General features: G+C 74.7%; 12 protein-coding genes. 4 read left to right on the top strand and 8 right to left on the bottom strand.

From position 1 onward, the window contains the following. Nucleotides 1-37 precede the first annotated feature (37 nt). Nucleotides 38-1,138: a GmrSD restriction endonuclease domain-containing protein gene (locus Cch01nite_RS07960; protein WP_239070054.1), complete on the bottom strand. Its 1,101-nt coding sequence runs from the start codon at nt 1,136-1,138 to the stop codon at nt 38-40. Between the two features lie 261 nt (nt 1,139-1,399). On the opposite strand from Cch01nite_RS07960, the gene Cch01nite_RS07955 reads away from it, so the two are divergent. Further along, entirely contained in the window at nt 1,400-1,816 is a 417-nt protein-coding gene (locus tag Cch01nite_RS07955) for a hypothetical protein (RefSeq protein WP_203750905.1), read from the top strand. 12 nt (nt 1,817-1,828) lie between these two features. On the opposite strand, the gene Cch01nite_RS07950 is transcribed toward Cch01nite_RS07955, so the two are convergent. The 3 genes from Cch01nite_RS07950 to Cch01nite_RS07940 all read right to left on the bottom strand — a co-directional run bounded on the left by Cch01nite_RS07950 (nt 1,829) and on the right by Cch01nite_RS07940 (nt 6,592). Then, nucleotides 1,829-4,987, bottom strand: coding sequence for an AAA family ATPase (locus Cch01nite_RS07950; protein WP_203750902.1), 3,159 nt, complete (start codon nt 4,985-4,987; stop codon nt 1,829-1,831). Beyond that, nucleotides 4,987-6,153 carry an exonuclease SbcCD subunit D gene (locus Cch01nite_RS07945; RefSeq protein ID WP_203750899.1) on the bottom strand — a complete coding sequence of 389 codons (1,167 nt, stop codon included), beginning with the start codon at nt 6,151-6,153 and terminating at the stop codon, nt 4,987-4,989. The genes Cch01nite_RS07950 and Cch01nite_RS07945 overlap by 1 nt, the downstream gene beginning before the upstream one ends. 88 nt (nt 6,154-6,241) lie before the next feature. Next, nucleotides 6,242-6,592, bottom strand: coding sequence for an STAS domain-containing protein (locus Cch01nite_RS07940; protein ID WP_203750897.1), 351 nt, complete (start codon nt 6,590-6,592; stop codon nt 6,242-6,244). Nucleotides 6,593-6,753: 161 nt separating this feature from the next. Here Cch01nite_RS07940 and Cch01nite_RS07935 point away from each other — a divergent pair, with 161 nt between their 5' ends. Beyond that, nucleotides 6,754-7,146, top strand: coding sequence for a PPOX class F420-dependent oxidoreductase (locus Cch01nite_RS07935; RefSeq protein WP_203750894.1), 393 nt, complete (start codon nt 6,754-6,756; stop codon nt 7,144-7,146). 13 nt (nt 7,147-7,159) lie between these two features. Here the strand turns inward: Cch01nite_RS07935 and Cch01nite_RS07930 are convergent, their stop codons facing one another. Beyond that, the gene (locus tag Cch01nite_RS07930; RefSeq protein ID WP_203750891.1) at nt 7,160-7,657 is read right to left on the bottom strand and encodes an aminoacyl-tRNA deacylase; all 498 of its coding nucleotides are present in this window, start codon (nt 7,655-7,657) and stop codon (nt 7,160-7,162) included. Between Cch01nite_RS07930 and hrpA the strand changes: the two genes are divergently transcribed. After that, nucleotides 7,656-12,188, top strand: a complete 4,533-nt coding sequence (gene hrpA, locus Cch01nite_RS07925) for an ATP-dependent RNA helicase HrpA (RefSeq protein WP_203750889.1) — start codon at nt 7,656-7,658, stop codon at nt 12,186-12,188. The genes Cch01nite_RS07930 and hrpA overlap by 2 nt on opposite strands. A 52-nt stretch (nt 12,189-12,240) precedes the next feature. Further along, nucleotides 12,241-12,870, top strand: coding sequence for an ATP-binding protein (locus Cch01nite_RS07920; protein ID WP_203750882.1), 630 nt, complete (start codon nt 12,241-12,243; stop codon nt 12,868-12,870). Between the two features lie 61 nt (nt 12,871-12,931). On the opposite strand, the gene Cch01nite_RS07915 is transcribed toward Cch01nite_RS07920, so the two are convergent. From Cch01nite_RS07915 to Cch01nite_RS07910, 3 genes are read right to left on the bottom strand one after another with little or no spacing between them, the layout of a single operon-like run. Continuing rightward, entirely contained in the window at nt 12,932-14,827 is a 1,896-nt protein-coding gene (locus Cch01nite_RS07915; protein ID WP_239070109.1) for an ABC transporter ATP-binding protein/permease, read from the bottom strand. 2 nt (nt 14,828-14,829) lie between these two features. Next, a complete protein-coding gene (locus tag Cch01nite_RS22695; RefSeq protein ID WP_239070041.1) occupies nt 14,830-16,035 on the bottom strand; it encodes a peptidoglycan-binding domain-containing protein in 1,206 nt (401 codons plus the stop codon). 34 nt (nt 16,036-16,069) lie between these two features. Beyond that, the gene (locus tag Cch01nite_RS07910; RefSeq protein WP_203750869.1) at nt 16,070-16,942 is read right to left on the bottom strand and encodes a hypothetical protein; all 873 of its coding nucleotides are present in this window, start codon (nt 16,940-16,942) and stop codon (nt 16,070-16,072) included. Nucleotides 16,943-17,001 lie beyond the last annotated feature (59 nt).

Here is a 17,001-nt window from a genome sequence, read left to right as displayed (position 1 = left end):
CGCTGCCTGCGTCGGGGTCACGCGCCCACGGTAGGGGTCAGGGGCGCTTCTCACATCCGATGCCGTCGCCGTCGCGGTCCAGGTGCGACGCGTAGCCCGGGTCGCCCACGTGCACCGGGGCCGCGCCGGCGGCCCATGCCTCCGTGCAGTTCGCGAACGTGACGACCACCGGCGGCACGGCCGACGGGATCGCCGCCGGGGGGTCCGCCGGTGCGGGCGCGGGTGCTGCCTGTGCCGGGGCGGGGACGGGGGCTGCCGGCGCCGGGGCGGGAGCCGGGGCCGGGGCCGGTGGGACGGACGATCCGGCGGGCAGCGGCTCGTCGGGGCACGTCGACAGGACCGACACCATCGCGTCGCGCTCGGCGGCCGTGACCCACAGCCCGTACGTGTACTTCACGGCGACCTGCCGCGCGACGTACGCGCACCGGTACGCCTTGTTCGGCGGCAGCCACGTCGCCGTGTCCCCGTCGCCCTTCTGCCCGTTGAGCGGGCCGTCGACCGCGAGCAGGTTCAGCGGGTCGTTGCCGAGCGCCGCCCGGCGCCCCGCGTCCCACTGCTGGGCACCCTTCTGCCAGGCGTCGGACAGCGCGACCACGTGGTCGATCTGCACCGCGGACGACGTGTCCTGGCCGCGGACGAACGCGATCGTCTTCCCGCCGTACGGGTCGGCCAGCGTCCCGGACAGGACGACGCAGTCGTGCGTCCCCGCCTTGAGGACCGCTCCGGTGAGGTCGCGCCGCAGGACGTCGTTGCGGGTGTCGCAGCCGTTGTGGTCGACGTCCTGCCACGCCGGGCCGAACTGGTCGCGGTCGTACCCCGTCTTGGGGGCACGACCCTTCACGGTCAGGAGCGCGACCGTGCCGAGGGCGGAGGTCGGCTGGGAGGTCGCCGCTGCGGCGGCAGCCGCCTGGGCGTCGTCGCCGGCGACCGTGACGTCGGGTGTCGTCGCACCGGCGGGTGCCTCCGGTGCGAGCGTCGCGGCAGCCTCGGTCGCGGCGGGCGCGTCGGGGGCCGCGATCTCCTCGCAGCCGGTGGTCAGCCCGGCGACCGCGACGAGGGCGACCCCGAGCACGGCGGCGCGCAGCCGCAGCGGGACCGTCGTGCCGCCCCCCACGCCCGGGTGTCCGGCCCCTGCCACTCGCCCGGCCAGCATCGTCTGCCCTGCCCGCACTGCCTGCCCGGCCCCCACTGCCTGCCGGGCCCTCGTCGGGGTCCTCCGCATCGCGCTCACGGTGTGACCCATCGGCACGTCCGGCCCGCCCGCGAGGGGCTCAGGGCCTGCTCATCCGCACCCCGCCGTGGGCCCGCCCACCTGTGGCCCAACCGAGACGAAACTCTGTGGCGTGTGTCACACCGCAGACCTAGCCTGGGGACAAGCGTTCGAACGAGGGACCGCACGATGGGGTGGCTGCTTCTTCTGGTTGTCCTCTTCGCCCCGGCGCTCGTCTTCAGCGCGCTGTGGGCAGTGTTCCCGAGCGCCGACGAGCCACCGAGGTGGCGGGTCGCGCTCGCGATCCGGCTGGAACGGCTGGCCGGCCGGCTGCGTCGGCACAAGGAACCGGTGTACGACCCGTTCGCGACGCTGCGGGTGCAGGAACGGCTGGGGGTCGTCGCCGACCACGTCCGTGCGCTCGAGCTCGACCCGCGCACGTTCGCCCGGGCGGAGCGGATCATCGCCTCGCAGCTCGCGTACGACCAGCTGCTCGCCGAGGCGTGCCACCTCGCGGGCGTCGAGGTCGAGCAGCGCGTGAAGGGTGACCCCGCCGAGCGGTTCCGCGAGGAGGTCGAGCTCGCGTCCCGCGGGTGGACCTGGTGACGAGCGGGCGGGTCAGCCGGCACGGACGACGAGCGTGCTCGGCCCCTGCGGGGTGGGTCGGACCTCCACGCGGTCCGCGATCGACTGCTTGAGCGCCTCCACGTGGCTGACGACCCCCACGGTCCGGCCGCCCGCACGGAGCCGCCCCAGCTCGGCGAGCACCTGGTCGAGCGTGTGCGGGTCGAGCGAGCCGAACCCCTCGTCGACGAAGAGCGTCCCGAGGTCCACGCCTCCGGCCTCGGCCGTCACGACGTCCGCCATGCCGAGCGCGAGGCACAGCGACACGTAGAACGTCTCCCCGCCGGACAGGGAGCGCGGGTCGCGCGCCTGCTCGGTGTGGTGGTCGAGGACCCGCATCGCGAGGCCGGTGTTTCGGGAGCGGACGTCCTCCTTCTCGTCGGACCGCTCGAGCTCGTACCGCCCGTCGGACATCACGAGCAGCCGGTCGTTGGCGGCGGCGACGACGTCCTCGAACCGCCGCATCAGCACGAACGTGGCGAGTGACAGGCCCTTGCCGTTGTCCCCGCCGTTGCCCGCCGCGAGCCCCGCCATCCGGGCGACCGGCGCGGCGTCGCGCAGCCGCCGCACGAGCGTCCCGGCGGCGGACCGGACGGAGTCGCCGGCACGCGCGGCGGCCGCGGCCCGGTCGGCGGCGAGCGACGCCACGGCCGCCGCGGCGTCGGCGGCCGCCCGCGCGTCACGCTCGGCGTCCTGCACCGCCGCGAGGTCCACGGTGGCGTCGTCCGCGAGGGCCGCGAGCGCGGGCTCCGCGAGACCGGCCTCGACCCGGTCGACCGCCCGCCCGTAGGCGTCGACGAGCGTCGCCAGCTCGGTGAGGACCTCGGGGGGCACCAGCGCGTCCCGGGCTGCCGACGCGGACCCGAACCCGGTGTCGGCGAGCCCGGCGGTGAGCTCGGCGTCCCGCCGGGCGGCGTGCTCGGCGGCCGTCTCCCGGTCGGCGAGCGCCGCGAGGAGGTCGGCCGTGACCTCGACCCGCTCCTCGAGGGCGGCGTGCCGGGCGGCCACCGTCGGGTGGTCGGCACGCGCGTCGATGACCTCGGTCTCGGCCGTGCCGAGCAGGGCGCGTTCCGCGTCGAGCGTGGCGGCACGCGCGGTGCGCTCCTGCTCGACGGTCCCGCGGGCCTGCTCCCGGGCACGGGTCGCCTCGTCGAACCCGTCGACCTCGGGTGCCAGCCGCGCGGCGTCGGCGACGTGCGCGCGGCACTGGTCCACCTGCGCCGTGGCCGTGGTGACGGCCCGCAGCGCGGAGGCCTCGGTGGCGTCGCCGACCCGTGCGGCCAGGGCGGCCACCCGCTCGGTCAGCACGTCCACCTGCGAACGGGCCCCGGTGAGCGACGCCTCCGCCGCGACCCTGTCCCGCTCGGCGTCCTCGACCTGCGTCGCCGACACGTGGTCGGCCCCGAGCACCGCCTTGTCGGGGTGCTCGACGCCGCCGCACACCGGGCACGCCTGCCCGTCGGTCAGCGACGCGGCGATCTCGCCCGCGAGGCCCGCGATGCGGGCCCGCCGCAGGTCCCGCTCGCGCTCGACCGCCACGACGGCGGTGCGCCCCGCCGCGGCGCGGACGTCCTCGGCGGCCACCAGCGCGTCGCGGGCCCGTCCGAGGGCCTCGACGGCGCCACGCAGCTCCTCGGCGGACCGCAGCGCCGCCTCGTGCTCGCCGAGCCGCGCCGCCGCCGCCCGCGCCGCGTCGAGCCGACCCGCGAGAGCCTCGCGTTCGCCCGGACGGCCGGCGAGCCACGCGGCGTGCGCCGCGAGCTCGACGGCCAGGTCGTCGAGCTCGTCGAGCCCCGCGCGCAGCGCGCGCCGCCGCGCCTCCAGGCGGGCCTCGACCTGCACGACCCGCACGAGCACGGCTGCATCGGCGACGGCCTGCCGGTGCGCGTCGTGCAACCGCCCGCGCAGCTCCTCGGCGTCGGGCACGACCTGCCGAAGCGCCACCTCGTCCAGGGGGCGCCCCGCACCCGGGCCGCCTGCGACGGCGCCTCGCGACGCGTCCGGTCCCGGACGCACCAGGTCGGCGGGCGCCACGTCGAGCGCCGCCGCCAGGGCCTTGCGCGCCGCCTGGGCCTCGACCTCGGCCGCGTCGGCGGCCACGAGCAGCGGGTGGACGGACCGTGCGGCGCGGCCTGCGGCGAGCCGGGCGACCGCCTCCGCCTGCATGTCCTCCTGCGCCGCGAGCGCGGTCCGCTCGGCCCGGAGCCGGTCCCGCCGTTCGAGCAGCGCGGCCGTCGCAGCAGCCGCGTCGAGCGCCGTCCGGGCCGCCTGCCGGGCGCGTTCCGCCTCGTCGGCCGCGGCACGTCCGGCCGTGGCCGACCCGGCGAGCCGGTCCACCCACAGCCCGACGACGTCCGCCACGTCGGCCGCGAGCGACTCCGTCGGCCCGCCGCGTCGCGCTGCCGCGTCGACGGCCGCACGCAGCTCGTCGGCCTCGACCTCGTCGAGCCGAGCGGCGCCGACGAGGTGGGCGACGGCCTCGTCGAGCGCCCCTCGGGCGGCCTCGACCGCCCGGTTCGACTCGGCACGCATCTCCCCCAGCCGCACCTGAAGGCGCTCGTACACCTCGGTGCCGAAGATCTTCTGCAGCAGGACCCGGCGCTCCTTGTCCGGGTCGGAGCGCAGGAACCGCGCGAACTCCCCCTGGGGCAGCACGACGGTCTGCACGAACTGCATGCGGTCGAGGCCGACGGCCCGCTGGATCTCGGCGCCGACCTCGTCGAGCCGGTTGCCGAGCGGCACTCCGACCAGGTCGAGCACCGCGGGGCCGCCGTGCACGTCGGCGTCCGCCGGCAGCCGCCACGCCTTGACCGTGGCCTGGGCCGTCGTCGTGCCGCTGCCGCGCTTCTTGGCGCGCTGGAACGCGGGCGTCCGGCGCACCCGGTACAGCCCGGACGACACCTCGAACACGAGGTCGACGACGCTCTCGACGTGGTCCGCCGCGAACGCGGACCGCAGCCGGTCGTCGCTGGCCTCGCTCGAGGCGACCTTGCCGTACAGCGCGAACACGATCGCGTCGATGAGCGTCGACTTCCCGGAGCCCGTCGGCCCGTCGAGCAGGAACAGCCCGGAGGCGCCCAGCGCGTCGAAGTCGATGGTGTGCGCGTCGGCGAACGGGCCGATCGCCTGCAGCATCAGGGAACGGATCTGCATCAGGCGCTCCGCTCCACGTCGGCGACCTGCTCGTACGCACGACGCAGGACCGCGAGCTCGTCGTCGGCGGGCGCCACGCCCGTGACGTGGTGCACGAAGTCGGCCGCGACGTCGACCGGGTCGTGCGCTCCCGTCACCTCGGTGGCGCGGCTCGGCCGGGGGCCACCGTCCGCGGCGCGGTGCTGCACGACGAGCGCGTGCGGGAACCGGTGCCGGACGCGCCGCACGAGGTCCTGCGGCCGGTGCGTGTCGGTCACCGTGACGCGGACCCAGTCCTCGAGGTGCGCCTCTCCGGACGAGCCCAGCAGGTCGTCGAGCGTGCCCGTGACGTCCGCGAGCCGCCGGGGCACGGGCGCGGCGACGAGCTCGGTGCGCACCGCCCCGGTGCCGGCCAGGTCGACGAGGACCATGGACTTCGCGTGGTGCTGCTCGGAGAACGAGTAGGCCAGCGGCGACCCGCTGTACCGCAGCACGGTGCCGTCCGCCCCGCCCACCCGCTGCGGCCCGTGCAGGTGGCCGAGCGCGACGTAGTCGACCCCGTCGAACACCCCGGCGGGCACGTGGTCGACGCCACCCACCCGGATGTCCCGCTCGGACTCGCTGGGCAGGCCCCCCACGACGAAGGCGTGCGCGGCGACGACCGAGCGCGACCCGCCCGGGCGCCGCCCGACGTCGGCCCGGATCCGCCGCATCGCCGCCGCGGTCACGGCCTCGTGCGACCGCGCGAGGGGCGGCTCCCCGTCGTCCGCGAGGGACGCCCGCGCGAAGTCGGGGTCGAGGTAGGGGACGCCGTAGACGAGCACGTCGCCCTCGTCGTCGGCGAGCACCACGGGCTCCGCGAGCTCGGCGACCCGCGTCCGCAGGCGTACCCGCTCGCGCATGAGCGCCGACCCGAACCCGAGCCGCGTCGCGGAGTCGTGGTTGCCGGACGTCACGACGACCGTGGCGTGCTCGGTCAGCCGCGCGAGCGCGTCCGACAGCAGGGTGACGGCCTCGACGGGCGGGATCGCCCGGTCGTACACGTCCCCCGCGACCACGACGACGCCCACGGACTCGCTGCGCACGACGTCGACCAGGTGGTCCAGGTACGCCGCCTGGTGGTCGAGCAGGTCGACCCCGTGCAGCGACCGGCCCAGGTGCCAGTCCGACGTGTGGAGCATCCGCATGCCCGGACCGTAACCGAGGGGTCCGACAGTCCCGGAGAGGCCGCCCGGCCTGTCCCGGACCCGCGGCGCGACACGCCGGCGGGATCGCTCAGCGGGACGCGACGCGCTCCGGCTCGTGCGGCAGCTCGCTCGACAGCCCGACCATCTCCAGCACGTCGCGCACGACCCGGCCGGGGTCGCGCAGCGTGACGGGGATCCCGGCCTCCTGGGCCGCGAGGTGCAGCTGCAGGACGAACGCGAGGCCCGACGAGTCGATGAACGTGGCCGGCGAGGAGTCGACCACGATCGGCAGGCCGTTGATGAGGGCGAGCCCCATCGACGCGCTCGCCTCCTCACGGAGCGCCGCGTCGATCTCTCCTGCCAGGACGACGACCGTCCGGCCCTCCTGCGTCTCCACCGTGATCGTGCCGGCGGCGGCAGAGTGCTCGATCAGCTCCATGGCTCCTCGGCTCGTGACACCAGCGCGTGCGGTACCGCTTTCTCGGGACCGGCGCCATGACCGTACCGGTAAGTATCGCTCGCGCGACCCGAATCGGCCCGATTCCTCCGTTTCCCACACATCCGGGGGCCGGATGTCGTCGGTCCCGATAACGTCTCCGGATGGCCCGCACCGAGCTCCCCGCCAGTCACGCCGACCTGCTGGACCGCCCCCTGTACGCGCACCTCGCCACCCTCGGACCCGACGGCGCGCCGCAGTCCAGCACCATGTGGTTCGTCCGCGACGGCGACGTCCTGCGCTTCACGCACACGACGACGCGGCAGAAGTACCGCAACCTCCTGGCGGACCCGCGGGTCGCCCTCTCGATCCACGACCCGGAGAACCCGTACCGCTCGCTCGAGGTGCGCGGCGTCGTCGAGAGCATCGAGCCGGACGACGAGGACGCGTCGTTCTACCGTTCGCTGATGACCCGGTACGGCACGTCGTACGACCCGCCGGACGCACCGGTGCGGGTGATCCTCACGATGCGGCCGACGGCGTTCGTCCCGCACTGACCGCGCCGACCCCTCACTCCGGGTCGGTCACGTCCGCGACCGTCGCGGCGAGGGCCTTCGCCAGGTCGGCTCCGTCGACCGTCGCCGCGACCCCGTGCGCCCCGCCCCCGATCGACACCGGGCGCCCGGGGATCCGCGAGTCGGCGACGACGGGCCAGTCGCGCAGCGACCCGAACGGCGTGATGGTGCCGCGCTCGTAGCCGGTGACGTCCTTCGCCGTCGCCGCGTCGGGCATCGACAGCCGGCTCACGCCGAGCAGCGCCCGCAGCTTGGGCCACGAGATGGTCCGGTCGCCGGGGACGAGCACGAACAGGAAGTCGTCGTCCCCGCGCCGCACGACGATCGTCTTGACGATCCCGGACGGCTCGATGCCGCGTGTCTGCGCCGCCTCGGCCAGCGACCGCACGGGTCCGTGGCGGCTGACGGTGAAGGCGATCGACGACGCCTCGAGCGCGGCGAGCGCGCGCCGTTCACCGTCTGTCGCGGCCTGGGCGGGGGCGTCGTCGCTCATGCGCGCCACTGTATTCGCGCCCTCTCCCGGACGGACGGGAGCCCGCGGGACTGCGCCCGGCGCGAATACGCGCGCGACCTCGCCGGGGCACCTGGGAGAATCGGTCGTCGTGACCAGTTCCGCCGCCTCCCCCGCCGAGCCGCACGGCTCGGGCGACGGGCGCACCCCGGGCGACGGGCCTCGACCCGACGGCGCTGCGCGGTCCGGTGCGCCTCGGCGGGAGGGCTCCGGACGACGAGGCAGCGGCGCGCGACGACGGACCGACCGTGCTCCGGCCGGGGACCGTGCGGCCCGTGCGAGCACGCCTGGACGCGGGGGGCGCCCGCCGCGCCAGGACGACGACCGCGCCGCCGCCCGTCGGGCCCGTGCCGCGGCTCATCGCGAGGCGGTGGTCCTGCCCGCGATCGTCTACCCCGAGCAGCTCCCGGTCAGCGCCCGGCGCGACGAGATCGCCGCCGCGATCCGCGACCACCAGGTCGTCGTCGTCGCGGGTGAGACGGGCTCGGGCAAGACGACGCAGCTCCCGAAGATCGCCCTCGACCTGGGCCGCGGCCGGGCGGGGCAGATCGGCCACACGCAGCCCCGCCGGATCGCGGCGAGGTCCGTCGCGGAGCGGATCGCCGAGGAGGTCGGCACGACGCTCGGCGAGCTCGTCGGGTACCAGGTGCGGTTCACGGACGAGTCGAGCGAGAACACCCTCGTCAAGGTCATGACGGACGGCATCCTGCTGGCGCAGATCCAGCGCGACCCGCTGCTGCTGTCGTACGACACGCTGATCATCGACGAGGCGCACGAGCGGTCGCTCAACATCGACTTCATCCTCGGGTACCTCACGCGGCTGCTCCCCCGCCGCCCGGACCTCAAGGTCGTCATCACGTCGGCCACGATCGACTCGGCCCGCTTCGCCCGCCACTTCGCGGGGCCGCCGACGGACGAGCACCCCGACGGCGTCCCGGCCCCGGTCGTCGAGGTGACGGGCCGCACGTACCCGGTGGAGGTCCGGTACCGGCCGCTGTCCCCGGACGTCGAGGTCCCCGAGGGCGACGCGCCCCGGCGCACCCGGCAGAAGGCGACCGAGGACCGCGACCTCATGACGGCGCTGACGGAGGCGGTCGACGAGCTCGCCGCCGAGGGGCCGGGCGACATCCTCGTGTTCCTCTCGGGCGAGCGGGAGATCCGCGACGCGGAGGACGCGCTGCGGACGTCGCTGGGCGCGCGGGTCACGGACCCGCGGCACCCGCAAGCCGTCGAGCTCCTCCCCCTGTACAGCCGGTTGTCGGCGGCCGAGCAGCACCGGGTGTTCGAGCGGCACCCGCACCGGCGCGTCGTGCTGTCGACGAACGTCGCGGAGACGTCGCTCACGGTGCCGGGCATCCGGTACGTCGTCGACCCAGGGACCGCGCGGATCAGCCGGTACTCGAAGGCGACGAAGGTGCAGCGGCTGCCGATCGAGCCCATCTCGCAGGCGTCGGCGAACCAGCGCTCGGGCCGCTGCGGCCGTGTCGCGGACGGCATCGCGATCCGGCTGTACTCGGAGGACGACTTCGCGTCCCGACCGATGTACACCGAGCCGGAGATCCTTCGTACATCTCTGGCGTCGGTGATCCTGCAGATGATCGCGGTCGGTGTCGCGGCCTCGCCGGACGACGTCACGGGCTTCCCGTTCGTCGACCCGCCGGACGTCCGTGCGGTCCGCGACGGCGTGCAGCTCCTCACCGAGCTCGCCGCGCTGGAGACCGTCGAGGGCACCACCCGGCTCACCGACACCGGACGCGCGCTCGCCCAGCTCCCGATGGACCCTCGCCTGGCCCGGATGATCGTCGAGGCCGGCCACCGCGGCGTCGCGCGCGAGGTCATGGTCATCGCCGCCGCGCTGTCCATCCAGGACCCGCGCGAGCGCCCGGCCGAGGAGCGCGACAAGGCCGACCAGCTGCACGCCCGGTTCGCCGACCCGACGTCCGACCTGCTCGCGTACCTCAACCTCTGGATGTACCTGCGCGAGCAGCAGCGGGACCTGTCCGGCAACGCGTTCCGGCGGCTGTGCCGGTCCGAGCACCTCAACTACCTGCGCATCCGCGAGTGGCAGGACGTGGTGACGCAGCTGCGCGAGCTCGCGAAGCCGCTCGGCATCCGGGTCGAGCCGCCGCGGCCGCAGGCACCCGCCGCCGACGCGCCCGCCCCGGCGGACCAGCCCGTGCGTGGCGCGTTGCGGCTCGAGTGGGACGCCGACCGGATCCACGTCGCCGTGCTGTCCGGGCTGCTGTCGCAGATCGGCATGCAGGAGGCGACGGAGGTCGCGGCCCCGGCCCGCGGCGGGTCGCGCGCCGGTGGCCGGCCCGACCGGCGCGCCCGCAACGAGTTCCTCGGCGCCCGCGGCGCCAGGTTCGCGATCTTCCCGGGCTCCGGCCTCGCGAAGCGCCCCCCGGCATGGGTCATGGCCGCCGAGCTCGTCGAGACGTCGCGCCTGTGGGCCCGCGACGCGGCACGCATCCAGCCGGAGTGGGCCGAGGAGGTCGGCGCGCACCTCGTGAAGCGCACCTACTCCGAGCCGGCGTGGTCGACGAAGCAGGGTGCGGCCGTCGCGTTCGAGAAGGTGCTGCTGTACGGCGTGCCGATCGTGGCGCAGCGGCGGGTGCTGTTCGCCAAGGTCGACCCGGAGCACGCCCGCGAGCTGTTCCTGCGGCACGCCCTCGTGCAGGGCGAGTGGACGACGCACCACGCGTTCTTCCACGAGAACCGCCGGCTCCTCGCCGAGGCCGAGGGCCTGGAGGCCCGCGCCCGCCGCCGCGACCTGGTCGTCGACGACGACGTGCTGTTCGCGTTCTACGACGAGCGCGTGCCCGACGACGTGGTGTCCGCCCGGCACTTCGACCAGTGGTGGAAGACGGCCCGACGTCGCGACCCGGACCTGCTCACGTTCACGCGGGAGCTCATCGTCGGCGGCGGCGCGGACGCGATCGACGAGTCGGCGTTCCCGTCCCGCTGGCTGCAGGGCGACCTGAGCCTGCCGCTGACCTACCAGTTCCAGCCTGGTACAGAAGCGGACGGCGTGACTGTACACATCCCGCTGACGGCGCTCGCGCGGCTCACGCCCGACGGCTTCGGGTGGATGGTCCCGGGCCTGCGCGAGGAGCTCGTCACCGCCACGATCCGCTCGCTGCCCAAGCCCGTGCGCGTGCAGCTCGTGCCCGCTCCGGACGTCGCCCGCGGCGTCGAGGCGTGGCTCGCGGCGCACACCGCGTCGTGGGAGGACACCGTCCGCGCGGGGGACGCGGCGCCGTCGTTCCGCGAGATGTTCCGCCGGGCCGTCCGCGAGCTGCGCGACGTCGACGTGCCCGACGACGCGTTCGACGACGACCGCCTGCCCGCCCACCTGCGCATGACCTTCCGGGTGGTCGGCGACCGCGGGGGAGTGGTCGACGAGGGCAAGGACCTGCAGGTGCTGCAGCGCCGGCTCGCGGCCCGGACGCAGGAGGCCGTCGACTCGGCCGTGCGGACGGCGGTCCGGGCGGCGATGGAGGAGGCCAGGGCGGCGGGATCGGCCGCCCGGCCGACGAGCCCGCAGGTCCCGTCGACTGCCGTCGGTACGACGCCCCGTGCGACGGCACCGGCGCCGTCATCGTCGAACGCCGCGCCCCTCGTCACCCTCGAACGCGCCGGACTGCGCACCTGGCCCACCGACCTCCGGGACGGCCGCCTGCCCGAGGTCCTCGACGCCGGCCCGCAGGTCCGCGCGTTCCCGTCGCTCGTCGACGAGGGCACGTCGGTGGCCGTCCGCTCCCTGGCCGACGAGAGCGCCCGCCCGGCCGCCGCGCGCCTCGGCCTGCGCCGCCTCCTGCTCCTCGATGTCGGCCTGCAGCCCGCCCGCATCACGACGAGATGGACCGGCACGCAGGCCCTCACGCTCGCCGCGAGCCCGTACCCGAGCACGGACGCCCTGGTCACGGATGTGCAGCTCGCCGCGATCGACCGCCTGGTGCGCGCGCACCTCGGCGACCGCACCCCGGTGGACGTCCGCGACGCCGACGCCTACACGGCCCTGCGCACCGCGGTCCGCGTCGGCCTGGAGGACGCCGTCCACACGGTCGTCACCGACCTCGTCGCCGTCCTGTCCGCCTGGCGCGAGCTCGACGCGGACCTGCGCCGCTCGGCGAGCCTGGCCCTGCTGTCCACGGTCCAGGACCTGCGCGAGCGGTCCGTCCGGCTGGTGCACGACGGGTTCGTCTCGCAGGTCGGCGCCGACCGGCTCCCCCACGTCGCCCGGTACCTGCGGGCCGCCCGCGTCCGGCTGGAGAAGGCGGCGGGCAACCCGCAGCGGGACGGCGACCTCGCCTGGCAGGTGCACGACGTCGAGCAGCTCGTCGACGACGCGGCGGCCGCGGCCCGCCCGGGCACGGACCGCGCGGCCGCGGTCGACGACGTGCGCTGGCTCGTCGAGGAGCTGCGCGTCAGCCTGTTCGCCCAGCAGCTCGGCACCCCGGTCCCGGTCTCCCCGACGCGCATCCGCAAGGCCCTCGCCGCCCTGCCGTGACCGCCCTTTCGGCCCTCTGCCCGGACCCCGACGAGATGAGACGAGCACGACGATGTGGCAGAACACGACGCACGACTGGGCGGCGACCGTGGACGTGGCGCACCTCGACACGGTGCGCGCCGACCCCACCAGGTACGCCCCGGGCGGGCTGCTGCACCTCGTGCTCGAGACGATCGCCTACCCGGCGGAGGAAGCCGTCGAGACGGGCAGCGGTCGATGCGTCGTGACGCTCCACGCCGACGGCTCGGTGTCCGTCGGCGACGACGGGCGCGGCACCGACACCCGCCTCGGCCCCGACGGGACGCCGATCAGGAAGCCCGTCATGGCGACCAAGGACCTGCGGTTCTTCGACGCCCCCGACGCGCCGCCGCTCCCGGACGGCCACCCCCGACGCGGCATGTCGGTGGTCGCCGCGCTCAGCGCCTGGCTCGTGCACACCAACCACCGCCGCGACGGCGCCTGGACCCAGCGGTACGAGCACGGGATCCCGGTCACCGACCTCGTGCCGGTCGACTCAGACGGCCGCACCGGCACGACGGTCCACTTCATGCCTGACACCAAGCTCCTCGGGTCGGCCGCCCTCTCGACGACCGACCTCGGCTCCGGCGCCTGGCCCGAGCAGCTCGTGGTGCATGTCCGCGCCGACGCCGACCACGGGGATCGAGCCGACTCGGACGGGTGACGCACGCTCGCCGCCCTGCGCTGCGCCGCAACGCCGAGAACGCGCCGACCGTCGGCCCGGCTCAGGTGCGCAACGCGTCGGCGGGCTGGATCCGGGCCGCACGCAAGGCCGAGACGACGCCCGAGACGCCACCCACGACGACGCCCGTCGCGATCGCGACCGGAACGAGGCGCAGATCGAGCACTGGTTGCCACCGTTGTGCGATGGTCGTCGCCAGCACCGCTGCGATCCCGAGGAACAGGCCGATGAGCGCCCCGGCCAGACCGATCAGCATGGCTTCGGAGATGACACCGAGGACCACGTGCTTTCGACGCGCCCCTATCGCGCGGCGAAGCCCGAACTCGGCCGACCGATGGATCACGGACATCACCATCGAGTTCGCCAGGCCGACGACCGACGCGAGCACGGCCACCGCGGTGAGCACGAGGAGCGTCGTACGCAGGTCCGACTCGATTCCGGCGCGCAGGCGCTGCGGATCGGGCGGAAGGACCACCGTCACCGCCTCGGGATCCGTCGGCCGCACCACGAGCGGCGCCTGGCGGGCGACCTGCGGTGCGGCTCCGGGCACGGTGACGATCAGCTGGGCGACGTCGCCGTGCGGCGCGAACAGCCGGTTCGCGTCGGCGTCGGTGAGGACGACTGCCGCGAGCAGGTTCTCCTCGCGCGGCGACCTGGTGATGACACCCACGACCTCGAGCTCGCGGCCGTCGACGGCGACCACCGCGCCGGCGTCGAGCGGACCGATGTCCAGCTCCTCGGCTGCATACGTGCCGAGCAGCGCCTGCCCGGGGCCGAGCACGTGCGAGCGGGCCGCCCAGTCGACCTCCAACCGTGCCGCCTCGATGGTCCCGTCGGTGGCCGCGTAGACCTGTCCGGTCGAGACCCCTCGGTCTCCCGCACCTGCGGACACGTGGTGGCCGTAGTCGACCAGCGCCCCGGCGGCCTGGACCCCGGTGAGCTGCCCGAGCCGCGCCGCGACCTCGGCAGGACCCGCAGGGACGAACGGATCCACGGCCCTTCCCTTGTCGACGACCGTCACCTCGACGTTCCGGTCTGCGTCGAAGCGGTCCGACACCTGCCCTGCCGCCGTCTCGGAGATGCCCAGCGTCGCGATCGCGAGGCCCACCGCCACGCCGACCGCGACCACCAGCGCACCTGTCTTCCCCGGTCGTGCGGCGAGCGAGCGAAGCGCGTCCACCCACAGGTCGACCGCTCGCACATGGCTGTCACGTCCAGGTGCGGTCTGGATCCCGGCAGGTTCGTCAGCCAGGTCGACCCTTGCGTGCCCGGAGTCCGAGATGAGACAGCCGTCCCGCATGACCAGCTGGCGTGGCGTCGCGGCGGCGACGTCATGGTCGTGAGTGACGAGCACGACCGTGCGTCCCTGTTCCGACAACGCGGACAGCAGGCCGATGACCGATGCGCTCGTCCGGCTGTCGAGGTTGCCTGTGGGTTCGTCCGCGACGATCAACGGGGCGCCGACCGCGAGCGCGCGGGCCACCGCCGCGCGCTGACGTTCACCGCCCGAGAGATGACGAGCGAGGCGCCACGCCTTGTCGCTGAGCCCGACGGCTGCGAGCGCCTCGAGGGCCCGCCGCCGACGCTCGCGAGCCGGCACCCCGCGGTAGAAGAGGCCGAGCTCCACGCTGTCCACGACGGGCCTGGCGTCGAGGAGGTGGAACGACTGGAACACGAAGCCGAACAGCCTGCTGCGCGCGCGGGCGCGCCGGCGCTCGCTCGCCCGGGTCATCGACACCCCGTCGATGAGGTAGTCGCCGCTGGTCGGTGCCTGGAGCAGCGCCAGCTGGTTGAGGAGCGTCGACTTCCCGCTGCCCGAGGGCCCTTCGATCGCGACGAACTCGCCTTGGCGAATCGTCAACGACACCCCTCGGAGGGCGCGCACGGGAGAGTCACCGCCGAACGTCTGGGTGACGTCGCTCAGCTCGAGATCTGCCATCGTCAGCGCACCCGGACCTCGTCGCCCGCCTTGAGCGCACCTGGTTCGACAGGGGTGATGGCGCTCTGGCCCGCCAGCGCACCCAGGCGCTTCACAGGGACGCTGGCGAACTCGTTCCCCGATGTGCGCCGAAGCACCGTCAGGGCGCCGCCACCAGCGGTGACGACGGCACGGTTGGGCACGATCAGCGACTCTTGACCGACGGTCTCGAGCGTGACCGTGGCGATGACCTGCGTTCCCCTCCACGACGCGGGGAGTGCCGCCTCGGTCAGGTATGACACGCGCATCGCTCCGTCGGCCCCGTCCTGGACGGCCGGGCCGACACGGCCGACGACGGTGGTGCCCTCGGCGTCGACCAGAGTCGCCGCACTGCCCGGCTTCATCTGCAGCGCGATGCCCGCCGGGACGGCGCTCGACGACGTCAGGGCACCGTTCGAGAGCACGTACACGCTCTCGGCGGTGAGAACGGCGCCCACTCCTGGTCCCGTGACGAAGGACTGTGGCAGGTCCGTCACCACGGTGAGGTCGCTCAACGGCACCGTGGTGGCTGCAGGCGTGGCGGCCGTCGGAACCTCCTGCCCCGTCGGCGCCTCGTCCTGGGGTGCACCGTCCGCTGCCGACGCCTCGTCCTGCGGTGCACCGTCCGCTCCCTGCGCGGGTGTCTCGACGGCCGGCGGAGTCACCGCCACGAGCGCGGGGTCGTAGCCCGCCGCCTTGTACATCCGCCGGACGGCAGCCTCGGTAGCGGCGTCGAAGGTGCCCGTCGTCCGACCACGCAGGTGGCCCAGGCCCTTCAGTGCGCGCTGCAGCTGCTCGACGTCCGGCCCCGTGTCACCTGTCGACAGGTCGCGGTAGAAGGGAAACGCGCCGGGGAGTGCGAACACGGGGCGCCCGTTGACCTCGAGCACCACCGTGCCTGGGACGACGCTCGCCCCAGGTGCGAGCGGTGCGGCCGTCACCACCGAGAGCCCGGAGGCTCCCGTCACCCGGACCGACGTGGTCGCCGCGTCGCCGACATCTGCCACGGCGGTCGTCTGCTCCTCCAGCACACCCGCGCGCACCTGCACGACGACGTCGAGCGGGGCCGGCGGCGTCGCGGCGGCCTGCCTCTGCTCCGGCGACTCGAAGCGGTGCGCGAGCGCCCATCCGGCGCCGATGCACATCGCCATGACGACGACGGCCGCAGTACCAGCGGCCGTCGCGCTCACCCGGCGCGGTCGGCGACCCTCCGGTGCCGTCCCGTCAGCCCCCATTGGCGGCGATCAACCCGTCGAGCCGTGCCTCGTAGTCGTCCCAGGCCTCCTTCGCCCGCTCGAGCGCAGCAAGGTTGTCCTCGACCTGGGCGAGCTGGCGGTCCCACTCGGCGTCGTAGCGCACCTGGGTGAACCCGCTCGACTCGCGGCAGGCCGCGTCGGCGGTCGCGACAGCGATCTCGTCGGCCCCTGCCTGCGACGGGCGTGCGTCGGACGACCAGCCGAAACGCGTCCGCAAGGAGTCGGAGGGCATGGCGTACGGGTCGTCGGGCAGGTCGACCACGCCCTGGGGTGCCATGCACTTCTTCCACGTGTCGACCGCCGCGAGGACCGCGGGGTCCTGCTTGGCTGCGGCGTAGGCACCGACCCCGACCGCGGCCACGTCCAGCGTGCTCTGCGGTGGCGGGCCCATCGCGTCCGCCGCCGAGTCGTCGCACGACTCGAAGTCGGCCGGCGCCGCGTCGGCGATGGCGTCGAGCTGGGCGTGAGCGGCCTGCAGCACGTCGGGGTCGACGATCGGCTCGTCGCGATAGCCCCAGCGCGCCGCTCTCGGCCCGTCGAAGAGGATCCGCGACGACGAGTTGCGGGTCTGCGAGTCCACGTCGGAGGAGTAGGGCGGCGCGGGGTAGTCGGTGTGGCCCTTGTCGACCATGCACGTGCGCACGAGCGCCCACCGCGCCGTGGACTGCTTCGGCGACTCGGGCGCCAGCACGAAGGAGTCCAGCGGCATCACCCAGTGAGCCACGTTCTTGGTGAACATCGACTCGACGTCGGCATGCGGCTCCGCGTCGCCGGGGGACGAACAGGCCGCGAGGCCCATCACTGCTGCTGCGGCCGCCACGACGGCAATACGACGATCCACGCCTGCTCCTTGGTCCACTCACTCGGTTCTGCGCCTACGGGAGGTGCGCGGGTGACACC

The organism is Cellulomonas chitinilytica (assembly GCF_016862675.1).
Taxonomy (GTDB): domain Bacteria; phylum Actinomycetota; class Actinomycetes; order Actinomycetales; family Cellulomonadaceae; genus Cellulomonas; species Cellulomonas chitinilytica.
The sequence above is the reverse complement of the archived record's forward strand: the minus strand, read 5'-3'. Positions and strand labels throughout refer to the sequence as shown.

What these genes read in the sequence shown, in the direction of transcription:
- Cch01nite_RS07955 (WP_203750905.1), top strand. Translation starts at nt 1,400, where the DNA reads ATGGGGTGGCTGCTTCTTCTGGTTGTCCTCTTCGCCCCGGCGCTCGTC.
- Cch01nite_RS07950 (WP_203750902.1), bottom strand. Translation starts at nt 4,987, where the DNA reads ATGCAGATCCGTTCCCTGATGCTGCAGGCGATCGGCCCGTTCGCCGAC.
- Cch01nite_RS07945 (WP_203750899.1), bottom strand. Translation starts at nt 6,153, where the DNA reads ATGCGGATGCTCCACACGTCGGACTGGCACCTGGGCCGGTCGCTGCAC.
- Cch01nite_RS07940 (WP_203750897.1), bottom strand. Translation starts at nt 6,592, where the DNA reads ATGGAGCTGATCGAGCACTCTGCCGCCGCCGGCACGATCACGGTGGAG.
- Cch01nite_RS07935 (WP_203750894.1), top strand. Translation starts at nt 6,754, where the DNA reads ATGGCCCGCACCGAGCTCCCCGCCAGTCACGCCGACCTGCTGGACCGC.
- hrpA (WP_203750889.1), top strand. Translation starts at nt 7,656, where the DNA reads ATGCGCGCCACTGTATTCGCGCCCTCTCCCGGACGGACGGGAGCCCGC.
- Cch01nite_RS07930 (WP_203750891.1), bottom strand. Translation starts at nt 7,657, where the DNA reads ATGAGCGACGACGCCCCCGCCCAGGCCGCGACAGACGGTGAACGGCGC.
- Cch01nite_RS07920 (WP_203750882.1), top strand. Translation starts at nt 12,241, where the DNA reads ATGTGGCAGAACACGACGCACGACTGGGCGGCGACCGTGGACGTGGCG.
- Cch01nite_RS07915 (WP_239070109.1), bottom strand. Translation starts at nt 14,827, where the DNA reads ATGGCAGATCTCGAGCTGAGCGACGTCACCCAGACGTTCGGCGGTGAC.